This is a genomic window from Streptomyces sp. LUP30, from assembly GCF_001746365.1.
Lineage (GTDB): Bacteria > Actinomycetota > Actinomycetes > Streptomycetales > Streptomycetaceae > Streptomyces.
This window is the reverse complement of record NZ_MJAJ01000045.1, coordinates 123,485-144,642: the sequence shown is the minus strand read 5'-3', so window position 1 is coordinate 144,642 and position 21,158 is coordinate 123,485. Positions and strand designations below refer to the sequence as shown.

General features: G+C 74.8%; 13 protein-coding genes. 11 read left to right on the top strand and 2 right to left on the bottom strand.

Going from position 1 to position 21,158, the window contains the following annotated elements; genetic code table 11:
* On the bottom strand, positions 1–715 hold a 715-nt coding region (locus BG482_RS30145; protein WP_069772335.1), incomplete at its 3' end, for a LysR family substrate-binding domain-containing protein.
* Positions 716–773: 58 nt separating this feature from the next.
* On the opposite strand from BG482_RS30145, the gene BG482_RS30140 reads away from it, so the two are divergent.
* From BG482_RS30140 to BG482_RS30095, 10 genes are all read left to right on the top strand, one after another.
* Positions 774–1,160: a DUF5997 family protein gene (locus BG482_RS30140; RefSeq protein WP_069772347.1), complete on the top strand. Its 387-nt coding sequence runs from the start codon at positions 774–776 to the stop codon at positions 1,158–1,160.
* 160 nt (positions 1,161–1,320) lie between these two features.
* The gene (locus tag BG482_RS30135) at positions 1,321–1,710 is read left to right on the top strand and encodes a cold-shock protein (protein ID WP_069772334.1); all 390 of its coding nucleotides are present in this window, start codon (positions 1,321–1,323) and stop codon (positions 1,708–1,710) included.
* Positions 1,711–1,915: 205 nt separating this feature from the next.
* Entirely contained in the window at positions 1,916–2,770 is an 855-nt protein-coding gene (locus tag BG482_RS30130) for a DUF4132 domain-containing protein (protein WP_069772333.1), read from the top strand.
* Positions 2,767–7,773: a hypothetical protein gene (locus BG482_RS30125; protein WP_069772332.1), complete on the top strand. Its 5,007-nt coding sequence runs from the start codon at positions 2,767–2,769 to the stop codon at positions 7,771–7,773. Before BG482_RS30130 ends, BG482_RS30125 begins: the two co-directional genes overlap by 4 nt.
* A complete protein-coding gene (locus BG482_RS30120; RefSeq protein ID WP_370745916.1) occupies positions 7,770–8,981 on the top strand; it encodes an AAA family ATPase in 1,212 nt (403 codons plus the stop codon). The genes BG482_RS30125 and BG482_RS30120 overlap by 4 nt, the downstream gene beginning before the upstream one ends.
* A gap of 5 nt (positions 8,982–8,986) precedes the next feature.
* Positions 8,987–12,724 carry a DUF5682 family protein gene (locus BG482_RS30115; RefSeq protein ID WP_069772331.1) on the top strand — a complete coding sequence of 1,246 codons (3,738 nt, stop codon included), beginning with the start codon at positions 8,987–8,989 and terminating at the stop codon, positions 12,722–12,724.
* On the top strand, positions 12,721–14,574 hold the full coding sequence (locus BG482_RS30110; RefSeq protein ID WP_069772330.1) for an SWIM zinc finger family protein: 1,854 nt from the start codon (positions 12,721–12,723) through the stop codon (positions 14,572–14,574). The genes BG482_RS30115 and BG482_RS30110 overlap by 4 nt, the downstream gene beginning before the upstream one ends.
* Positions 14,575–14,675: 101 nt before the next feature.
* Positions 14,676–15,230 (top strand): DinB family protein, encoded by a 555-nt coding sequence (locus tag BG482_RS30105; protein WP_069772329.1) that lies wholly within the window; start codon positions 14,676–14,678, stop codon positions 15,228–15,230.
* Between the two features lie 84 nt (positions 15,231–15,314).
* The gene (locus tag BG482_RS30100; protein WP_069772328.1) at positions 15,315–16,379 is read left to right on the top strand and encodes a LacI family DNA-binding transcriptional regulator; all 1,065 of its coding nucleotides are present in this window, start codon (positions 15,315–15,317) and stop codon (positions 16,377–16,379) included.
* A 215-nt stretch (positions 16,380–16,594) separates the two neighbouring features.
* Positions 16,595–19,069, top strand: a complete 2,475-nt coding sequence (locus BG482_RS30095; protein ID WP_069772327.1) for a CBM35 domain-containing protein — start codon at positions 16,595–16,597, stop codon at positions 19,067–19,069.
* Between the two features lie 162 nt (positions 19,070–19,231).
* Here the strand turns inward: BG482_RS30095 and BG482_RS30090 are convergent, their stop codons facing one another.
* Entirely contained in the window at positions 19,232–20,632 is a 1,401-nt protein-coding gene (locus BG482_RS30090) for a cytochrome P450 (RefSeq protein ID WP_069772326.1), read from the bottom strand.
* A gap of 301 nt (positions 20,633–20,933) precedes the next feature.
* On the opposite strand from BG482_RS30090, the gene BG482_RS30085 reads away from it, so the two are divergent.
* On the top strand, positions 20,934–21,149 hold the full coding sequence (locus tag BG482_RS30085; RefSeq protein ID WP_069772325.1) for a DUF4177 domain-containing protein: 216 nt from the start codon (positions 20,934–20,936) through the stop codon (positions 21,147–21,149).
* Positions 21,150–21,158 lie beyond the last annotated feature (9 nt).

Genomic DNA, 21,158 nt, shown 5'->3' with positions numbered 1-21,158 from the left:
GCCCCGCGCCGCGGGCCCCGGCGGCCGTGCCGCGGCGCGGGGCGCCGCCCGGCTGCGGCTTACGGCGCTCGTCCTTCTTCTGCTCCGCGGCGGGGGTCTGCGGGGCGCGGCCCCGCGTGCTGTTGACCGTGCGGCCCCGGACGATGCCGATGAAGTCCTCGACCAGGTCGGTGGTCGCGTCCTGCGGCCAGGAGAGGGCGACCTCGGACTGCGGCGCGTCGACGAGTGTCCGGTAGGTCAGGTCGCGTCGGTGGTGCAGACGGGCCAGGGACTGCGGTACGACCAGGACGCCGATGTTCGCCGCGACCAGCTCGATCGCGTCCTCGGTGGTCGCGGGGCGCTCGAAGGCGGGCTCGCCGGGCGGCTGCTCCCAGCCGACGACGTCGTCGAGGGGGTGCAGGACCACCTCGTCGGCGAGGTCGTCCAGGGTGACCTCCTCGGCCGCGGTGATCACATGGTCCTTGGGGACCACGACGACCGTCGTCTCGGTGTACAGGGGGATGGCGCTGAACACCGCGCGGTCGACGGGGAGCCGCACGAAGGCCGCGTCGGCGGCGCCCTCGCGCAGGAGGCCGTCGGCCTCGGCGGGAGACGTCTGCAGGAGGACCAGACGGGTGTCGGGCAGGCGTTCCGCCCAGATCCGCGCCCATTTGGCGGGCGTCACTCCGGGGACGTAGGCGAGCCGGAACGAGGGGGTGTCCGCGGAGTCGGTCATCCCGCCAGGTTACCGGCTGTGGTCGGGGCTCTTCGCCGCGGCCGATACCCTGGACTGCATGAAGTCGCAAGCGAACACCCAGACGATGAAGGCCGCCACCGCGGCGAAGAAGCTGGGTGTGCACCTCCCCGCCACGCCCGCCGAGTTCCAGGAGGGCGTCGTCACGCGCGCCGAGCTGAACGAGCTCCAGGCGAACCCGCCCGAGTGGCTGGTCACGCTGCGCGAGAGCGGACCGCACCCCCGCCCGGTGGTCGCTGCCAAGCTGGGCGTCTCCATCGCGGGCCTGGCCCGTGGCGGGGTGACCGAGGCGCTCACCACCGAGGAGATCGAGGCGATCAAGGACGCCGGGCCGGAGTGGCTGGAGAAGGAGCGCGCCACGCAGGCCGAGGTCCGCAAGGAGACCGTGCGGATCAAGAAGCGCAACGCGGAGCGCGCGGAGTCCTGACCGGACGGCCGGCGCGAGGCTCTGCCGGGCCTGCCGCGGAGCCGCCCGCCCCGCGCCGTCGAACTCGGTGACCGTTCCGGGCTCGCCCGGGGGCATCGGCTGTGACTACGATCTGAGCAGGTTCACCGACGTGGGTGTTTCGAGGTTGCTGGGGGTTGGGATGGTTGCTGGTCGTGTGGTGCGCTTCGACAGTCAGCGCGGTTACGGGTTCATCGCGCCCGACGACGGCGGGGAGGACGTCTTCCTGCACGTCAACGACATGCTCATGCCCGAGTCCCAGGTCCGCCGGGGCATCGTGGTGGAGTTCGAGATCGAGGACGGCGAGCGCGGTCCGAAGGCGTCCGGGGTGCGGCTCGCGCGGGGCGAGGACGGCAAGCCCCTCACCGCCGACGACGACGTCCTGTGCGACGTGCTCAGCACGGACGAGTTCACCCGGGACGTCACCGAGGCGCTGCTGACCGCGGCGCCCTCGCTCACCGGCGAGCAGATCCTCCAGGTGCGCGCCGGGCTCGCGCAGTTCGCGAAGAACCACGGCTGGGTCGAAGGCTGACCCGCACCGTCTCCTCCGTGTCCGTGCCCGCCCCCGGTCCGGACCCCGGCCGCACCACCCTGTGACGCCGGCCCCCTGGGGTGACCTGCGGACTTCGTGGCGCCGGTCGGCGGGACCCCGCCCCCTGGTCGCCTCCCGGACCCCGTTGTCAGTGGCCTGATCTACAGTTCCCGGCACTTGATCACAGCGGGTGCGGGAGGCACGCATGGGGTGGGTGTCGGCCGGCGACTACGAAGTCGCTCTGGATGACGGCAAGGTGGTGTGCCGCAACGCGGCCGGGCGGCGGTTGAAGTCCGTGCCGCCCAAGATCGCCGACGAGCCGGCGGTGGTGGGGCTGCGTCAGCTCGTCGAGTGGCTGGAACGGCACGAACACCGGTGCCTGGCCGATGTCGAGCGGTGGATGGTGCGCTCGCTGCCGGTCCCGTTCGCCGTCGTCGCCCACGTCTGGCCCGACCCCGCCTGGCAGGCCGCCCTGCGCGACCTCGTGGTCACCGGGGACGACGGCGAGGTGGCGGGATTCCTGCGGGACGCGGACCCCGAGCGCGGCCTCGGCCTGGTCGACCTCGACGGCGACACCGTCCGCATCGCCCCGGCCCTCGTACGGCTTCCCCACCCCGTACTCCTGGACGATCTCGAGGAGTTGCGGGAGTTCGCGGTGGAGCTCGGCGTCGAGCAGCGCGCCCAGCAGCTCTTCCGCGAGGTGTGGCGACGGCCCGCCACGCTCGACGCGCAGGGCACGGCCGTCGAGGAGTACGCGGGCGGCGCCTTCAAGGAACAGCGGTTCCTGCACGGCCGGGTCACCCAGCTCGGATACCGGGTGCGCGGCGGCAACGCCGTGACGTCCGTCCTGGAGGACGGCCGCACCGTCGAAGCCCGCGTGTGGGTGGGCGATTACGAAGGCTACGAGGAGGCCGAGACCGGCCCCCTCACGTTCACCGACGCCGCGGGCCGGGCGCTGGAGCTCGGCCAGGTCGGCGCGGTGGCGTGGTCGGAGGGCATGCGCATGGCGGCTTCGCTCTACGCCGGGCGCGACATCGAGGACGAGGAGCGGGCGGCATGACGACCCACGACGAGAACACCGCCGCCGTCCTGCTCGACGCGGGCGCCGTGCTCCCCCCGGGCAGCACGACCCGCGAGGACGCCGACACGCTCACCGTCCGCACCTACGGTCATCCCGCGCTGGACGACCGCAGGATCGTGCGCCTCGTGCCCGGCACCCTCGGCGAGGCCGAGGACCTCGCCCTGGACTTCCTCGGACTGACCCGCGAGGCGCACACGCCCGAGGTCGGCCAGGTGCGCCGGGAGACGCTCGGCTTCCCCGCCTGGGCGCTGGTCAACGACCCGGCGAACGGCCATCACGCGCTGGCCCTGGTCAAGGACGTCGAGCGCCTCGCGCGGCAGGCCAAGTCCCGCCCGGGCCATGCCAAGGACGGCTTCGAGGAGCTCGGCGCCCGGCTCGGCCGGGCCGTGCCGCACTTCCTGCCCACCTACTACGAGCACGCGGCCCGCGTCTTCCTCCAGCACGAGAACACGACGTATGCCTCCGCCTTCTTCGGCAAGGCCCGCGAGGCCGAGCGGGTGCACGCGCTGGCGGTCGACGAGGAGCGCCAGCGGGCCGTGTTCCTGGAGTTCGCCTTCGCCGGCGCGCTGACGGTCAAGGCGCTCAAGGAGCACGTCCGGGCGCTCGCCGCACGGCTGGACCCGGCCGCCGCCTGGGCGCAGTTCCGCCAGCTGACCGTGGAGCGGTGCGCGGCCGGCATGCCGCCGTACGCGTCGCTGCCGCAGGACGCGCGCGGGCTGATCAAGGCGGCGGGTCTGGACCGGGTCGCCGAGGAGTGCGCCCTGGTCGACGACCTGCTCGCCTCGCCCGCCGCGGTCCGGGCCCCCGCGTCCTTCTGGAACGCCTACCGGTCCACCCTCGCCGTCCTCGCCGGGCAGCGACCGCAGGTGCGGACCCGGCTGCTGGAGATCATGCCGGCCGGTCTGGGCCGTTCCGTCGAGGACGACGAGTTCTGGCTCGCGCTGCTCGCGGAGTGCGGCGCCGACCTGCTCCTCACCGGTGGGACGGCGTCCGACGTGGACGCGGCCGAATGGCTCGGCCGGTGGGCGCTGCACCGCAAGCACGGCGGCACCGTCAGTCTCCGCTCCCCGGCCACTCTCGCCCTCGTGGAACGCATGGCGCCCCGGTTGCGCGAGCTGGGCAGGCCCGTCGACCTGTGCTCGGGGCGCTGGCATGCCGGCGCCGACCTCGACCTGCTGGACCTGTGCGTGGCGCAAGGCGTGCCGCTGGCCCTGCCGGCCGCCGACCAGGTCGTGCATCTCTCCCTGGACCGCTGGCTGTCCGATCCCCGCGGCGGACGACGCGACCTGACGGCGACGGCGGCCGATCCGCGGATGCGTCGCCTGCTGTACGCGGGCGTCGGCGCCCTCAGCGGCATCCGTCCCGGTTCCGGGGTGCTCGAGGGCCTGGCCGCCCACCCCGTGCTCGGCGACGTCCTGCGGGAGTGGCTGGACGACGCGGCAGGGGACCTGTCCTCGGCGGTCGGCCTGCCCGCGGCGCGGACGGCGCTGGAACGGCTGCGTCCCTTCCGCGCGGTGGCCGCCCGGGTCAGCCCGGCGGCCGTGGCCCGGGTCGCCGCACGCGACGTCGCACCGCTGCTCGGGCACACGTTGCGCGCGGGCATCCTCGACGAACTGGGCTGGCCCGCTCTCGACGAGGCGCTGCGCCGGATCGACGCCGAGACCAAGCCCGGCCGTGATCACGACAACCCGATGACCGTCCAGGAGGCGTGGCCCGCGCTGATCGTCTCCCGTGAGCACAAGGTGTTCGTGGTCGGCCCGCAGGAGATCCTGCTGGAGCACGACCTGCGGCTGCCCGTGCCCCCGAACCGCTGGCAGCGTCCGTCGTTCCGCTACACGGACGGCGAACTGCTGGTGATGTGGCGGCAGGACGGCCAGCAGTTCGGCTACTGGTCCGCCCGTCCCGCCGACGTGTTCCCGCTCGGCGGCGAGCAGATCCCCGCCTACTGGTACGGCGGCAGCGAGGCCGGCGCCCCTTCCCTCCCCCTGCCCGGCGGCGGTCGCGCGGGCGGCGGGCGCGCTCTGCACGCCGGCGACACCGTCCTGCCCGCCGGTCGCCGCATCCTCGGCGACGGCACCTCGTACTGGCGGCAGGGCCGACAGGGCCGGCAGCAGGTCTGGCTCGAGTACGACCCGGCCACCGGCACCCACGGGCGTGCCTCGCTGCCCGCGTTCCTGCAGTCCGGCATCCGGGAGGACGCGACGCTGCTGCAGGAGAACTGCGAGCTGCTGCCGCTCCAACCGGGCCTGGAACAGACCCCGTTCGGGACCGACGGCACGGTTCTCGGCCGCTGGGTGCGCACCGAGGGCGAGGGCGGCGAGGCGCGTACGGTCGCCGGCACGCCGGACGGCCGGACCGTCACCCTGCCCTGGGCGGGCGGCCGGGCGCCGGGCGTCCTGCTCGGCGCGCTGCGGCTGCCCGGCGGGGCGGAGCCCGTCGCCGTCCGGCTCCACCGCCAGATCGCCCTGTACTCGGGCGACGACACCTCCGCCGCCGGTGAACTCGGCCGGCTGACGCCGATGGAGCGCGGCGGCGAGTTCGCCGCGGGCACCCGGTTCGTCCCACCGGTCGAGTACTGGCACGCGCTGCGTCCGCGCGACGCGCAGGCGTCGGCCGCGCTGCGCGCCCTGACCGACGGGCAGGCGGGCGAGATCGTGCGGGCAGCGGCGCAGGCGCTGGCCGAGCAGCAGACCGCACAGGCCGCGGCGGGAGCGGTCGACGGAAGCTCGCAGAGCCGGTCGCTCGTCCCCACGGCGGACGAGGTCGTGCAGGAGATCGTGTCCCGTCTCCTGCCGGCGCTGGGCGACCGCGGGCTGGTCGCCGGGGTCGGCGCGCTCGTGCGCGCGGTCCTGCGGCTCGCGGAGTCGACCGCCGCGTTCGTGACGCCTCCGGTCTCGCCGAAGACGCAGAGCAACCGGATCAACGGCATGTTCGCGGACCTGAAGCCCGAGCACGGCGACGACCAGACGCTGCGCGAGGCCGTCACCGGCATCACCCCGATGCAGGGGTGGTGGGGCGGCGAGACGCGCTGGGCCACTCTGCGGCAGATCCGCGCCGTGAACCATGTGCTGTCCGGGAAGCCGGCCGACGGCAAGGCCCTGCCCGAGGCCTCTTCGCCCGCCGGCGTCCCCGACGGCTGGCGCAGCGACGAGTTCACCGTTCCCGGCATCGGCCCGGTGTGGACGCCCGTGCTGGACGTACTGCGCCCGCTCGCGTACCGGGCCGCCTGTCCGACGACGACCGTGCAGCACCGCGAGGCGCTCCTGCTGCTCCTGGAGGCGATCGCCGACGGACCGCTGGCCCTACCCGAGGGCACGCTGCGGGAGGTCGTGCTGAGCGAGCCGCACGAGAAGCAGGAACGGATCGGTCAGGTGCTGCGCCGGGACGGCCGTACCGTCGTCGTCCTCGGCTGCCGGAGCGTCGACCGCCAGACCGGGCGGGTGAACTGGCTGGCCCTCGACCACGATCCGGCCGGCCGGTTCGGCGCGATAGCCCACTTCACCCTGGTGCAGGAGGATGCGCACCCGGCGGCGTACCCGGCCGACGCGCTGGCCGCCGTCACCGCGCTCGTCCGGGACAAGGGCCCCGCCCCCTGGCAGCCGGAGTCGCCCGACGCCCTGGCCGCCGCGACGCACGGGGGGCTCGGCCCCGTCCAGGCGGCGCTGCTGCTCGCCGGCAACCCGCCGCAGCTCACCGACGAGGTGATCGCGGCCACCGGGCTGAAGCCCCGTCAGAAGCAGCTCGGCGACGCCCTGCTGACGCCGGTGGGCCCCCGCGACCGGGCCGCGCTCGTCGGCGCGCTGCTGCCGCAGGCCCCCGGTGACCTGTGGACGACCGGGCCGGACACGCGGGCGGCGGGGCGCGTGTGGGCCGAGCGGCTCGCCGGAGTCGTCCGGCTGCCCGAGGAGCTCGCCGGGGAACTCGCCCTCGACGGACTGCCGACCGGCGCCGTGGAGGAAGTCCTCAACCCGCGGCTCACCCCCTGGATCCACCGCACCACCGTGCAACGGCCGGACGAGGACGGCAACCTCGTCGCGGAGGACCCCTCGGCGCTGCCCGGACGGTACGACCTGACGCGAGCCGTGGCCGCCCTGGCCGGACTCGCCTACTCCCTTCCGTACGCGCACCCGCTGCGGGCCGTCCTGCCGGAGAGCCTGGCCGCGGTGCGCCGCCGTGTGGCCGATCCGGGACTGCTGATCGATCCGGACGTCGCCTGGACGGACAAGGGCACCTCGACCGCCGCCGAGCTGCGCAAGGCGTACGGACTGCCCGCGACCGGCGGCGCCGACGCGCACGGGCTGACGGCCGCGGGCGAGGCGCTGGTGCTGCGGCCGTGGTACGGCGAGCAGGAGACCGTACTGGTGCGGCCCGGCGCTCTCGGCGGCCCCGACGACCCCGTCTTCGGGCTGGTCGAGGGGCTCATGGGGCCCGGACGGGGCCAGGGCATGCAGGCCCTGCGGACGCTCCTGGGCGAGGACCTCGCCGACGCGGTCGCCGCGGGGACCGATCCGCGGGGACCGTCGGGCCATGCGCAAGACCCGACCTTCAGCGTCCCCGAGCTGGTCACCGAGGTCGCCGCGCAGCTCGGTCTGGGCGCGGACGCGGCAGCCCTCTACCTCCAGTTGCTCGCCCTTCCGGACCCCACGGACCGCAACTGTGTGCGCTGGACCGGCTGGCGGCCCGCCCGGATGAAGAAGGCCCGCGCCGAACTCGCGGCGGGCGACCTGGTGGTGGAGGCCAGGCGGGCGCGCGCGGGCCGGACCCTGTTCCTGCCCTGCGGCTGGCTGGACCTGAAGTCCCCGGCTCTGCCGGTGGAGGTCTGGAAGGAGGGCCTCTACCCGGTGCGCGCCCATGTCCGCGCCGTGCCGCTGGTCCCGGTGCCCGAACTGTTCGCACGCGCGTGGGGCCGCGTCCGCTCCGGTGACGTCCCCGCCTACGAGGAGCTCACCACCCGGGCCACCCGCAAGGGCCGACGCCGATGACCACCGCCCCCTCTCACCTGGAAGACATCGCCCCGATGACCGCCACCGCCCCGTCCCCCGCCCCCGAGCGCCAGATCGTCCCGCCGGAGGACCGGTACGCCGCCGAGCTCGCCTTCCTCGCCGCGTACGACGACGGGCCGCGACCGCCGGCCTGGCGGCTCACCCCGCGTGCCGTCGTCACGTTCGTGATGGGCAGCGACGGCCGCGCGCTGAAGCTGCCCGAGGGCGTCGGGACACCGGACGGGGCGCCGCGCCGGCTGGTGGTCGAGGGCAAGTTCGTCGGCGACCGGGCGCTGGTGGAGCGGTGTGTGGTCACCCTCGCCGGTGAGCGCGGGCTGCTGCTCGTCGGTGAGCCCGGCACCGCCAAGTCGATGCTGTCCGAGCTGCTGTCCACCGCCGTGTGCGGCACCAGCGGCCTGGTCGTGCAAGGGACGGCGGGCACCACCGAGGACCAGCTCAAGTACGGCTGGAACTACGCCCTCTTGCTGGCGCAGGGGCCGAGCCGACAGGCGTTGGTGCCCTCGCCGGTGCTGGCCGCCATGTCCCGGGGCGCCATCGCCCGGGTCGAGGAAGTCACCCGCTGTCTGCCCGAGGTGCAGGACTCCCTGGTGTCGCTGCTGTCGGAGCGGCGCATCGCGGTGCCCGAACTCACGGGCACGCCCGACGCGTTGGCGCATGCCGCGCCCGGTTTCAACCTGATCGCCACGGCCAACCTGCGCGACCGGGGCGTCTCGGAGATGTCGGCGGCCCTCAAGCGCCGCTTCAACTTCGAGACCGTCGGCCCGATTCCGGACCTGGACGCGGAGACCGCCCTGGTGCGCGGTCAGGCCCGCGCCTCGGTGGAGCGGGCCGGGGCGCCCTTCCAGGTCGACGACGCCGTGCTGGAGGCTCTGGTCACGGCCTTCCGCGATCTGCGGGAGGGACGCTCGGCGGAGGGCTGGGAGGTGGAACGTCCGTCCACGGTGATGAGCACAGCCGAGGCCGTGTCCGTCGCGGGCGCGCTGGCTCTCGCCGCGGCCTACTTCCCCGGAGACCGTGACGTCCTGGGGCTGCTGCCCGGCCACCTGCTCGGCGTGGTCCGCAAGGACGACCCCGCTGACGCGGCCCGGCTGCGCGGCTACTGGGACGGTCCCGTCCGCCGCCGCGCCGAGCAGGGTTCCGCCACCTGGCGCACCCTGTGGGAGCTGCGCACGGTGCTGGAGGGCTGACGGCCGTGTCCCCTCACCCCACCCCGACGGACGCTCCGGACGACGCGCTCGCCGCGCTCACCGATCCGGCCGGGCCCTACCTCATCGGCGTACGGCACCACGCGCCCTCGCTGGCCGCCGCCGTGCCCGCGCTGCTGGACGAGGCCGAGCCGGACGTGCTGCTGGTCGAACTGCCGGCCGAGATGCAGGAGTGGCTCCCCTGGCTCGGGCACGCGGCCACGCGGGCCCCGGTCGCGCTCGCCGCCGCTCCCGGTGACGCCAGAGGCGGCGGGAGCCCGGCGTTCTATCCGTTCGCCGACTTCTCGCCCGAGCTGGCGGCCGTGCGCTGGGCCGCCCGGCACGGCGTCGCGGTGATCGCCTGCGACCTGCCCCTCGCCGACCGGGCATGGGGCGAGGGGCGCGACGGCCCGGCGCCGGGAGGGTCCCTCGGGCTCGCCGGAGCACTGCGGGCCCGCCTCACGGGCCGCCCGGGGGACGACCTGTGGGACCGGCTCGTCGAGGCGACCGCACCGGGCTCGCCCCCCGAGGCGCTGCGCCGGGCCGCGCTGCTGACGGGGTGGGCGCTGCGTGAGGACGCGGCCGCCTCGGGCGGGGTGGCAGAACTGGACCTGCGGCGGGAGCGGTGGATGCGGTCCCGGATCGCCGAGGCCACCGCAGGCGGCGAGCGGGCCGCCGTGCTGGTAGGCGCCTTCCACGCGCCCGCGCTGACCGGTTCGGCTTCGGACCGGCCGGCGCCGGCCGCCCCGACCGACGACGCCCGCGCCGAGGTCCACGCCGACGCCGCCGGGACGCGGCGGGTCTCCTGGGTCACCTCTCTGATCCCGTACGCCTACCACCTGTTGGACGAGCGTTCCGGGTATCCGGCCGGCATCCGGGACCCGGAGTGGCAGGACATGGTGCTCCGGGCCGCCGGTGACCCGGCCGCCCTGGAGGAGGCGCTCACGCGGGCGGCCGTGCGGGTGTGCGCGGAGCTGCGCGGCCTGGGACATCCGTCCGGGCCGGCCGACGCGCGCGAGATCAGCCGGCTCGCCTCGGACCTGGCCCGGTTGCGCGGGCTGCCCGCGGCGGGCCGGGGCGAGTTGGTCGAGGCGGTGCAGACGGTCCTCGCGCAGGGCGAGCCGTACGGGCGGGGCAGGGCCGTCGCGCGGGCGATGGAGCGGGTGCTCATCGGCACGCGCACGGGACGGCCCGCGCCGGACGCGCCGCGCAGCGGGCTCGCCCCCGCGGTCGAGGCGGAGGTCGCCGCGCTGGGTCTGCCCGGACCGGAGAGCCCCTCGGGCGCCGCACGGGACCTCCGCCTCGACCCCCTGCGCTCCGACCTCGACCGGCGCCGTGAGTTGTTGCTGCGCAGGCTGACGGTGTGCGGGGTGCCCTACGGGGAGCCGAAGGAGGTCGTCGGCGCGGGCGGCGCCCAGGCCCTCACCTCCCGCTGGGAGGCGCGCTGGACGCCCGCCACGGCGGCCGTGCTGACCGCCGCCGGGGTACGCGGCGTCACTCCTGCCCAGGCCGCCGAGGGCGTGCTGCGGGAACGGCGGCGCGCGGAGCTGGAGGAGGGCGGGCCGACGGCCGCGCAGGTTCTGCTGGGACTCGCGGAAGCCGCGGAGTGCGGGCTCGACGCGCTCACCGACGAGCGGCTCGGCGACGTCGCCGAGGTGCTGCCGCAGGCCGGCACGCTGCCCGAACTGCTCGCCGCTCTCTCCCTGTCGGACCGGCTGCGGGCCGGTCACGTCGCAGGACTGGGCCTCCACGCCGGCCGTACGGCCCGGGTGACGGCCGTCGCCGAACTGCTCACCGCGGCGGCGGTGCGCCAGGTGGACGGCCTGACCGGTTCCGAGGATCCGGCCGACGCGCACGCCCTGCTGGAACTCGCCCACCGCGCCGACCTCGTCGGCGGCATCCGGCTCGCCGACGCCCTCGCCCGGCTGGCCGCCGACGGCTCCCCGCTGATGCGCGGCGCCGCCGGAGCCGTCAGGGTGCTGCTGGGTCAGGAGGACGCCCGGATCTTCGGCGACCGCGTGGCGTCCTGGGTCGACGGCGGGGTCGACGCCGAGTCCCGGTCCGGTCTGACCGCGCGGCTGAGCGGCCTGCTGACGGCCGCCGGACCGCTGCTGGAGGCGGCGGCGCCGGCCCTGGAGCCACTGCTCGACCGTGTGTCGGAGCTGCCCGACCGGCAGTTCCTGGACCGGCTGCCGGCGCTGCGGGGCGGGTTCGACACCCTCAGCCCGGCGGCCCGCGACCGCCTGCTGGCCTCGGTGGAGGAGCGCCTGGGCGCCGAGCGGGTGGCCGACACCGACGGCCTGGACCCGGCCGCCCTCGCCGTCTGGGCGGGGGCGGACCTGGCGGCCCGCGCCGTCCTGCGGTCGCTGGGTCTGCTGCCCCCGCGGGGCGGTGACGCAGCCGCGGCCACCGGATCCTCGCCCGCGGAAGCCGCGTCCGCCCGGCCGGCGTCCACTCGACCTGCGTCCACCGCTCCCCCAGCCGTCCCCACACCCGCCGCCACGGCGCCCGCGGCCCCGCACGCGGTCGGCGGCCCCGGGGAGGGCTTCGGCGTCGGGCAGGGGCAGGAGCCGCGAGGAGGCGCGGTAGCGAGCCCGGGAGACGAGGGCCCGGGAGACACCGCGGGAGAGGGCCGTGTCCTCGCGCCCGCCGACCGCTGGCGGCTCGTCCTGGGGCGACGCGCCGACCGACTCCCGCCCGCCGCCCGCCCGTTGGCCACGGCGCTGGACGAGCTGTACGGCAGCGGGCGCGGCGAGGGCAGCCGGGGGGACCTCACGGACCGGGGGGCCGTCGGCGGCGGCCGGGAGATGCCGTATCCGGGGGTGCGCGAGTGGTCGCAGGAGCTGGCCGCGCTCTTCGGGCCGGGCATCCGTGAGGAGGTACTGGCGGCGGCCGCGGCGGCCGGCCGCGACGACGTGCTCGCCGAGCTGGACGCCGACAGCGTGCGCCCCTCGGTCGATCTGCTGCGCACGGTGCTGCGGCACGCCGGCGGGCTGCCCGAGGTGCGGCTGGCCACGCTGCGCCCGCTCGTGCGCCGGCTGGTGGAGGCGCTGACCCGGCAACTGGCCACGCGGCTGCGTCCCGCCCTGCACGGCACGGCACTGCCGCGGCCCAGCCGCCGTCCGGGCGGCGGACTGGACCTGCCCCGCACCCTGCGCGCCAACCTGGCGACCGCACGGCGCGGCCCGGACGGCACGATCCGGGTCGTCCCCGAGCGCCCGGTGTTCCGCGCGCGGGCCCGGCGGTCGGCCGACTGGCGGCTGATCCTGGTGACGGACGTGTCGGGATCCATGGAGGCGTCCACCGTGTGGGCGGCGCTCACCGCCTCGGTGCTCGCCGGGGTGCCGACCCTCTCCACCCACTTCCTGGCCTTCTCCACCGAGGTCATCGACCTCACCGGCCACGTCGAGGACCCGTTGTCGTTGCTGCTGGAGGTCAGCGTCGGCGGGGGCACGCACATCGCGGCGGGCCTGCGGCACGCCCGCGAGCTGGTCACCGTGCCCTCGCGCACCCTCGTGGTCGTCGTCAGCGACTTCGAGGAGGGTTACCCGCTCGGCGGGCTGCTCGCCGAGGTGCGGGCGCTGGTCGGGGCGGGCTGCCATGTGCTGGGCTGCGCGAGCCTCGACGACTCCGGCCGGCCGCGCTACTCCACGGGCGTCGCGGGTCGGCTCGTCGCCTCCGGCATGCCCGTCGCCGCTCTCAGCCCGCTCGAACTCGCCCGCTGGGTAGGGGAGAAGATCGCATGAGCCAGGACCTGTTGCCGCCGGTCGCGCCGTTCGTCACCGCCGAACTCGTCGAGGCGCTCTCGCCCCGGCTGCGCAAGCGGCTGGACGCGGGGGTCGCCAAACTGGCGGCTCGTCCGGTGGTCCGCGAGGGCGACACGGTGCGGATCGCCGTCGACGACGACACCGAGCTCGAACTGCACGTCGTGGACGGCACGGTGACCAGGGCGGACGCGATTCGCTGCGGGTGCCTGCTCGCCCCTGACTGTCTGCACCGAGCGGCGGCGGCCTCGGCCGCGCCGGTCGGCGCGTCCGTCCCGCCTTCCGTCTCCGCGTCCACCCCTGTCTCCAGCACCCCTTCCGCCTCCGCCACTGCCGCTGCATCCGCCTCTGCCACTGCCTCTGCGCAGGACGGGGGTCCCGAGGGCGCGGGCGGGCCGGAGCCGACGCAGGACGAGACGGCTCTTCCCGCCCGACTCGTGGCCGCTCGGGCCGTGTTCGACGCCGCTGCCGCCGTGCTCGACGCCGGCGCGGACGGGTCGGGCGCCGTGCTCCAAGCGGAACTCCTGCGCGCCGCGCACACCGCACGGCTCGCGGGTCTCCCCCGGGCAGCCGCGTCGGCGGTCTCCGTGGTCAACGGGGTGCGGGCGGCCCGCTCCGCCGACCCCGCGCACCGGCTGCCCGAACTGGTCGAAGCCCTGCGTGCCGTTCTCGGCGTGGCCCACCGGCTGCCGGCGGCGCGCGGCCCGGAGCTGGCCGAACTGCGCGGCACGGTGCGGCAGCCCTACATCCCGGACGGTTCCCTGCGCCTGTACGGGCTCTTCTCGGAGCCCGTCCTCACGGCGACCGGGTACGCGGGCGCGGTCACCTGGACCGCGGACACCGAAGGCCGCCTCTACACCGTCTCCGACGTGGCGCCGGGCGGCCCCGGTCGGGCGACGGGCGCTGCCGACCGCGCCGTCCGCATCGGCGACACCGCGCTGACTCACCGTGAGCTGTCGCGCGCCGGGCTCGCCGTCACCGGTGCGACCGTCTCCCCGACCGGTCGGCTGGGCGCGGGGGCCGGGGTGCGGGCGGTGCGCGCCGGCGGCGTCGCCTGGAGCGCCGAGCCGCTCGACCGGCTGTGGGCGGCGCCCGTCGCCGAGCAGGTCGCCCGGGTTCTCCGAGGCGGCCATGACCTGCTGTTCCTGGACGTCACCCTCGCGGGCACGGTCCGTGAGGCCACGGGCGACTGTCTGCTGGCCGACTGCGGCGGTCGCGCGCTGCGGCTCACGACGGCTCACCAGGACCCGGCGCTCCCGTACCGCGACAACCTCCGCCTGCTGGCCGCCGCCCGGGGCAGTCGGCTGCGGATCGTGGCCCGGCTCGTTGTGGGTCCGCTGCCGCGCGTGCTGCTGCTGGCCACCGAACACCCGGCCGACCCCGGCGCCCGGGTCGATCTGGGCCTGGACCGTCTTCGGCGTGCGGACCTGCCCACGCCGGCAGCCCCGTCCACGACGGCAAACCTGCCGACACCGGCGGGCGCGCCCGTCGAGGCTCGCGCGGCGGACGAGGCCCCCCTCCACCTTCTGCGTCGCCGAGTGCACCAAGGGGTCTCCGGGGGCCGCCGTGTGCTGGCCTTCCCGGGCGGCGCGACCGGCGACGGCGCGCGTCTGCGCCGTGTCGGACTGGGCACCGCGGCCGACCTTCTCGACGAGTTGCACGCGGCCGCGGCGGACCGTGCCCGCGACGCGTTCGGCCGTCTGCTCCCGGCCGACACGGACCGCTTCGCCCGGGCCTGGCTGGCCTCGGCGGTGTACACCGCCGAGGCCGAACGGGCCCTGTGCGCCGCGGCGTGGGGCGCGGACGGCATGGAGGTGACGACGGCTCGCTGAACCCGGTCGGCCGACCCGGCCCACTAGGTCAGGATCTGACCTCCATCGCTCCTAGAGTGGTTCTACGACCGCGGAACAGCACTCACGGAAGAAGGCGACCCATGAGCAAGCGCACCCCCCTCGACGAGACGTCCGCAGCACCGGCCGTCAGCCGCGAGCGCGCCGACCTGCTGGAAGCGCTCGCCAAGCAGCGGCACTTCCTGCGCTTCACCGCCCGCGACCTCACCGACGAGCAGGCCGGAGAGCGGACCACGGTCAGTGAGCTGTGCATCGGCGGGCTGATCAAACACGTGAGCGCGACCGAACGAGGCTGGGCGGGGTTCATCCTCGAAGGCCCCTCGGCCCTGGGCGACTTCAGCGCCATGACCGAGGCCGACTTCGCCGCGCGGGCCGACGAGTTCCGGATGCTGCCCGGCGAGACGCTGGCGGGCGTCCTCAAGGAGTACGAGGAGGTGGCGGACCGCACCGACGCACTCGTCGTGTCCCTGCCCGACCTGGACGCCGCGCACCCGCTGCCGGCGGCTCCGTGGTTCGAGCCGGGGGTCCAGTGGTCCGCCCGCCGGGTTCTGCTGCACATCGTCGCCGAGACCGCCCAACACGCCGGTCACGCCGACATCATCCGCGAGGCCCTGGACGGCGCGAAGAGCATGGGCTGAGAACCGGCCGACCGTGCGCGTCCGGGGCCGATGCGTTCGAGGCGCGGCACGGTCGCCCTTCCGGGAGCCCTTGACGCCCCCTGTGTGACCGGTCACAATCCTGTCGTGAACGCGACCGGTCCTACCAGACGTCCCGCGAGCATCCGCGATGTGGCGACAGCGGCCGGGGTCTCCTACCAGACCGTCTCCCGGGTGATCAACGATCACCCCAGCGTCAAGGCGGCCACCCGTGAGCGCGTGCTCGCCGCCGTCGACGAGCTCGGCTTCCGGCGCAACGCCACCGCGTTCGCCCTGGCCCGCGGGCGCAGCCGCGCGGTGACCGTGCTCACCGCCGAGACCACCCACTACGGTCACGCCTCCATCCTCCAGGGCATCGAGGAGGCCGCCCGCGCCGCTTCCTACTCGGTGGGGATCGGCGTCCTGGAATCGGCGGAGGAGTCCGCGGTCGCCGCCGTGGTCCAGCGCGCGGCGGACACGGGCGGCGGGTTGATCGTCATCGCCTATGACCCGGCCGGCGTCCGGGCGTTGCACAGCATCCCCGCCGAACTGCCCGTCGTCGGCGTGGTCGAGACCCCCGCGAGTCCGCCCGCCGAAGACCGCCCCTGGGTGTGGACCGACGACCGCGAGGCCGCCCACGAGGCGACCCGGCATCTGCTCTCCCTCGGCCACGAGACCGTGCACTACGTGGCGATCCCGTCCAGCACCCGGCGCACCGGGGCCCGCTGTGCCGGGTGGCTCGAGGCCCTCCGCGAGGCGGGAGCGCCGCAACCACGGCCGCTGCAGGGCGGCTGGAGCCCGGCGGACGGTCGTGCGGCGGGGCGCAGGCTCGCCGCGGACCCGGCCGTCACCGCGATCCTGTGCGGCAACGACGACCTCGCGCTGGGGGTGCTGCGCGCCCTGCACGAGGCCGGCCGGTCCGTGCCGGGCGAGGTCAGCGTGGCCGGCTTCGACGACGCCCCGCATGCCGCCCATCTCACGCCGTCGCTGACGACCGTGCGTCTGGACTTCACCGGCCTCGGCCGGTCCGCCTTCGCCTTGTTGCACGGGGTGCTGGAGGAGTCGGCGTCGGCGCAGACCGTCCCGTACCGCGTCTCCGCGCCGGAGCTGGTGGTACGGGAGAGTTCGGGGGTCGCACTGGCCCGGGACTGAGCGCACCACCCACGCGCCCCCGTACGCGCGGCGAGGGATCGCACACGCGGCGAAGGACCGTGTCCGCAACCACCGGCGGAGCCACCCCATGGCCGGAGGGAAGGGCAACGTGAGCCCCCGCCCCGGCCGGTCCGACCCGCCACCCGCACCCCGCACCCCGCACCCGCACCCGCTCGAGAACCGCCCATGTCACCGCCGCACCTGGAGTCACCGCCATGGCAGGCACCCTCCCCGCAGCAGGACTCGCGGCGGCCTCGGCCGTCCCGCAGCGCCTCACCGTCGATTTCGCCGTCTCCGAGGGCCCCGTGACGCTCGGCGCGAACGGAGCCCTCTACGGACTCAGCGACGACGGCGTGCCCAGCGACGCCGTACTGGAGCCGCTGAAGATCACCAGCATCTCGCAGAAGCCGGAGGGCGGCGCCCAGCATCCCAACGGCGACGCGCTCTCGGTCTCCGGGGCGTTCTTCCGCAACGGCGGCGGCGAGATCAACGTGCTGATGCAGGACGTCTACGCGCTATGGCCGTACGAGGACCTCGGCCTCGACGACTACCTGTCCAGGGTCGACGACATCGTCACGAAGGTGGCGGCGGACCCGAACGGCGACCGCTTCGTCTACGTCCCCTTCAACGAGCCGGACCAGATCTGGTACGACCTCGGCGTCGCCGACCGGGCGCGCTACGAGGTGAACCGCGACCGGTTCTTCAGGGACTGGAAGACGGTGTACCGGCGTATCCGCGCGATCGACCCCGCCGCGAGGATCGCCGGTCCCAACGAGACGGCGTACCACCACCGGCTGATGGCCGACTTCCTCGCCTTCGCCCAGCGGGAGAACGTCCTGCCGCAGATCCTGACCTGGCACGAGTTGAGCTCCGGCTCGCTGCGCGACTTCCAGGGGCACCACGACGACTGCCGTTCCATCGAGAGCCGGTTGGGCATCGCACCACTGAAGATCAGCATCGACGAGTACGCCAACCGGCGTGACCTGTCCGTTCCGGGCCAACTGGTGCAGTGGGTCTCGATGTTCGAGCGGAACAAGGTCTACGCCAACCAGGCCTACTGGGACGCGGCAGGCAACATGGACGGCAACGTGGTGCGCACCAACATCCCCAACGGCGGCTGGTGGTTCTTCCGTTGGTACGCCGGACTGACCGGGGACACGGTCCGGGTCACCCCGCCGCAGGCCGACGCCGTCGACACCCTCCAGGGACTCGCCTCCCTCGACGTCTCGCGCCGCCAGGCCCAGGTCCTGCTGGGCGGTTCGGACGGCGACTCGGACGTCGTGCTGCGCGACGTCCCCCGGTCCGTCTTCGGGCGCACGGTGACCGCGACCGTAGCCGAGGCGGCCTGGTCCGGCTACGAGGGGCAGCACGCCGCTCCGCGGGTCCTCGCCCGGACGAAGCTCGAGGTGGCGGACGACGGCTCGGTGACCGTGCCGCTGCGGGGCCTGCACAGGATGTCCGCGTACCGGATCGCCCTCACCCCGGGCGGCACGGGCTCCCCGACCCCGGCGTGCGTGCCCTGGTCGGCGTCCTACGAGGCCGAGGACGCGGCCGTGACCGGAGGCGAGGTCCGAACCCTGGGCACGGTGAGCGACGCCAACGGTTATGCGGCCTCCGGCACGAAGGACGTCGGTTCTCTCAACACCCCTTCCAGCAAGGTCGACTTCACGGTGACGGTCCCGGCGGACGGTTCGTACGACCTGTCCGTCCTGTACGGCAACCAGTCCGGCGGCCCTGCCACACAGCGGCTGCTCGTCGACGGCACGGACCTCGTCACGGTGACGTACCCGTCCACGGAGAACTGGGCCCACCGCGCCAGGAAGGACCTCCGCGTGGAGCTGACCGCCGGCGCCCATGGGCTGACGCTCGCCAAGGGCGACGCCGAGGTCACCCTGGACCGCGTCGACCTGACCGCCTGCACCGGCGTCCCGTCCACGTCGTACGAGGCGACGCTCGCGGACATCACGGGGCAGCCGTCGTACGACTACTCCTCGTCGGCGGGCGTGGGCACCGGCGCCCTCGTCCTGCGCGTCGGTGACAAGGCGGTCTTCGACGTGTACGCCCCGCGCGACGGCTACTACGCGGTGACCGCGCAGGCCTCCGCGGACGTCCGGCTCACGTTGCACGGCGCGCAGGCGACGGCGACCCCGGGCCGGCCGCTGCGGCTCTACCTGGTGGCCGGAAACAACCGTGTCTCCCTGACCGCCCCGCACGCGGCGGTGCGTTCGCTCGACGTGTCGGGGGCGGGCTCGACCACCGGCGTCCTGTCCTACGGGGCCGCGGCCGCCTCGCTGACGGGCGGCGCGAAGCTCGTCGCCTCCGCCCACGCCCACGGCGGGATCTGCATCGGCGAACTCGGCGGGAGCCCTTCCAGCACGGCCGAGTTCACGGTGCAGGTCCCCAGCTCAGGCCGCCATGTGCTGGTCGTGCACTACGCGCACGACGACCGCCGCGACAACGGCCACGCCTACAACACGGACATCATGTCCCGTACGGCGGACATCGCCGTCGGCCACGCGGCACCCCGCAGGGTCACCTTCAAGAACACCTGGAGCGTGAACGACTTCTGGACCCTGGGCGTACCCGTCGACCTGGAGCGGGGCGCCAACAGCGTGACGTTCGCCAACGCGAACTCCTGGGCCCCGAACATCGGCCGCGTCGAAGTGGCCCGGGTCGTCGGGCAGACGTAGCAGCGGTGCGCACGCCGGAGCGCAGACGTGGGAGCCCGGGCAGAGCCGGAGTGCCGGGCCGGGCCGGGCCGGAGTGCGGACGCAGCTGAGCGAGGAGCCGGGCCGGCCGCGATCGAGCGGCCGGTCCCGGGCATCGCATCGGTTCCGGGTACGTGGGTCGGGTCAGCGGCCGACGCCGATCAGACCCGTCAGATAGCGCCACAACGAGGAGCGGTGCCGGACGGCCGGGTCCGGCGCCGCCGTCACGTCCGACTCCGCCGTCGGGGCGTGTCCCGACGGCCGGGCCGGAGTCGCCGCGAGTTCGTAGCGGACGGGCAGTGAACGCAGGCCCCGCATGAACGGCGAGGAACGCCAGGGCAGTTGGTCGGCCGGCAGGGCGAGCTCCAGGTGGGAGAACCGCTCGAAGAGCCGGCCCACGCCGACCGCCGCGACCGTCGAGGCGAGTTCGCGCGCCGGGCACTGACGAAGGCCGGCGCCCCACGACAGGTGCGCCCGGGTGCTGACCGTGGTGCTCGGGCACACGTTGCCGGCGAAGAGCGGGTCGGCATGCGCCGCCGCGGAGGAGACCCAGACGGGATCGCCCGCCCGGATCGTGTAGTTGCCGAGCGGAGTGTCCTTGGCCGCGAAGCGCGGCACGAAGTTCACCAGCGGCGGCTTGCGCATGACCACCCGGTTCATGCTCTCCCTGACCATCCCGGCGGACAGACTGGCCCGCACGCCGCCCTCGCCGGAGACGACGTCGACCACCGTGTTGGAGATGAGGATCCCCACGTGGTCGGAGGTCATGCCCAGCAGCATGAACAGCTCACGGGCCAACTCGTCCAGGGAGAGCTCGGGGTGCGCCGCCAGCAGGTACGAGGGGAAGTCGTCCCCCGGCTTCTCCAGCTTCACCGCCGCCAGTTCCGCCAGCGTCGCGAGCAGCCGCTCCAGTGCGGGTTCGGCGTCCGGACCGGCGTCCAGCACCCGCCACATGTCCATCAGCGCGTCGTCGCCCTGCGAACCGGGGAAGCCGAGCAGATGACTGGCCACCATCAGCGGCAGCGGGCGGGCGAACTGGGCGGACAGGTCCGCCAGACCCGTGCCGCCCGCCTGCCCGACGAGGCTGATGAGGTCGTCGGCGTAGGCGGTCACGGCGGCCTTCAGCCGCTTGGCCTGCGGATGACGGGGATCCTGGAACGGTTTGAGGGCCGCGTCCCACGCCTGCCGCAACGGGCGATAACCGGGGCCGCCCTGGATCAGCACATGGTTGACCTCCAGGGACGGTCCGAGCGGCCAGTCGGCCGGCACCTCGCCGTCCGTGCGCGCCCGCCAGTTCTCCAGGCCCTTCGGCCAACCGGCATCGTCCTGGAGCACGTCGAGCGCCTCGCGGTAGCCCAGCACGAGCCAGGCGGGCACCCCCAACAGGTCGACCGGCGCGACCGGGCCGTGACGCCTGCGCAACCGCTCGTACACGAGCGCTGGACGGGTCTCGTAGTCCCGGGTCAGCAGCGGTTCGAGCGTCAACGACTCCAACCGCGCACCGTCCAGGTCCACGGATCTGCCGTCGCCCACCTGGGATTCCATCGCCTCGCCGCCCCTCCGACACTCCCCGTACCGGCGCGTCTTCGATCGGTAGCCGGAACCGGGGGGACCCTATCCCAGGCCCGGCTCCCGGTGAACTACGGGGGGACGACTCAGGCCGCCCCGGAGCGAGGCCCCGCCACGAAGGGCCCGCCCGCCGCACCTCCGGTTCCGCTCCCGGTGCGCCGCCGCGGAACCGGCCGCCCCGGCCCGGGGGTTCGACCCCGCCGCGCGCGAGGAGGCCGATCGGTGGTTGGCTGGTACCGGTTCCGTCAGCCAGTCCATGCACGGGAAGGCCCCAGACATGAGCAACCCCCAGGCACTCGAATACAAGGTCGTCACCTTCCGCGAGTCACTGATCGGAGACGCACTCGACAGCGACAAGCTGGAGAAGGTTCTGAACAAGCACGCCGAGGACGGTTGGGCCCTGAAGGCCATCACCTCCGCGGACGTCAAGGGCCGTATCGGGCCGGGCGCGGTCGAGGGTCTGCTCCTCACCCTGGAGCGTCCGCGCCGCTGACGCCCCGGC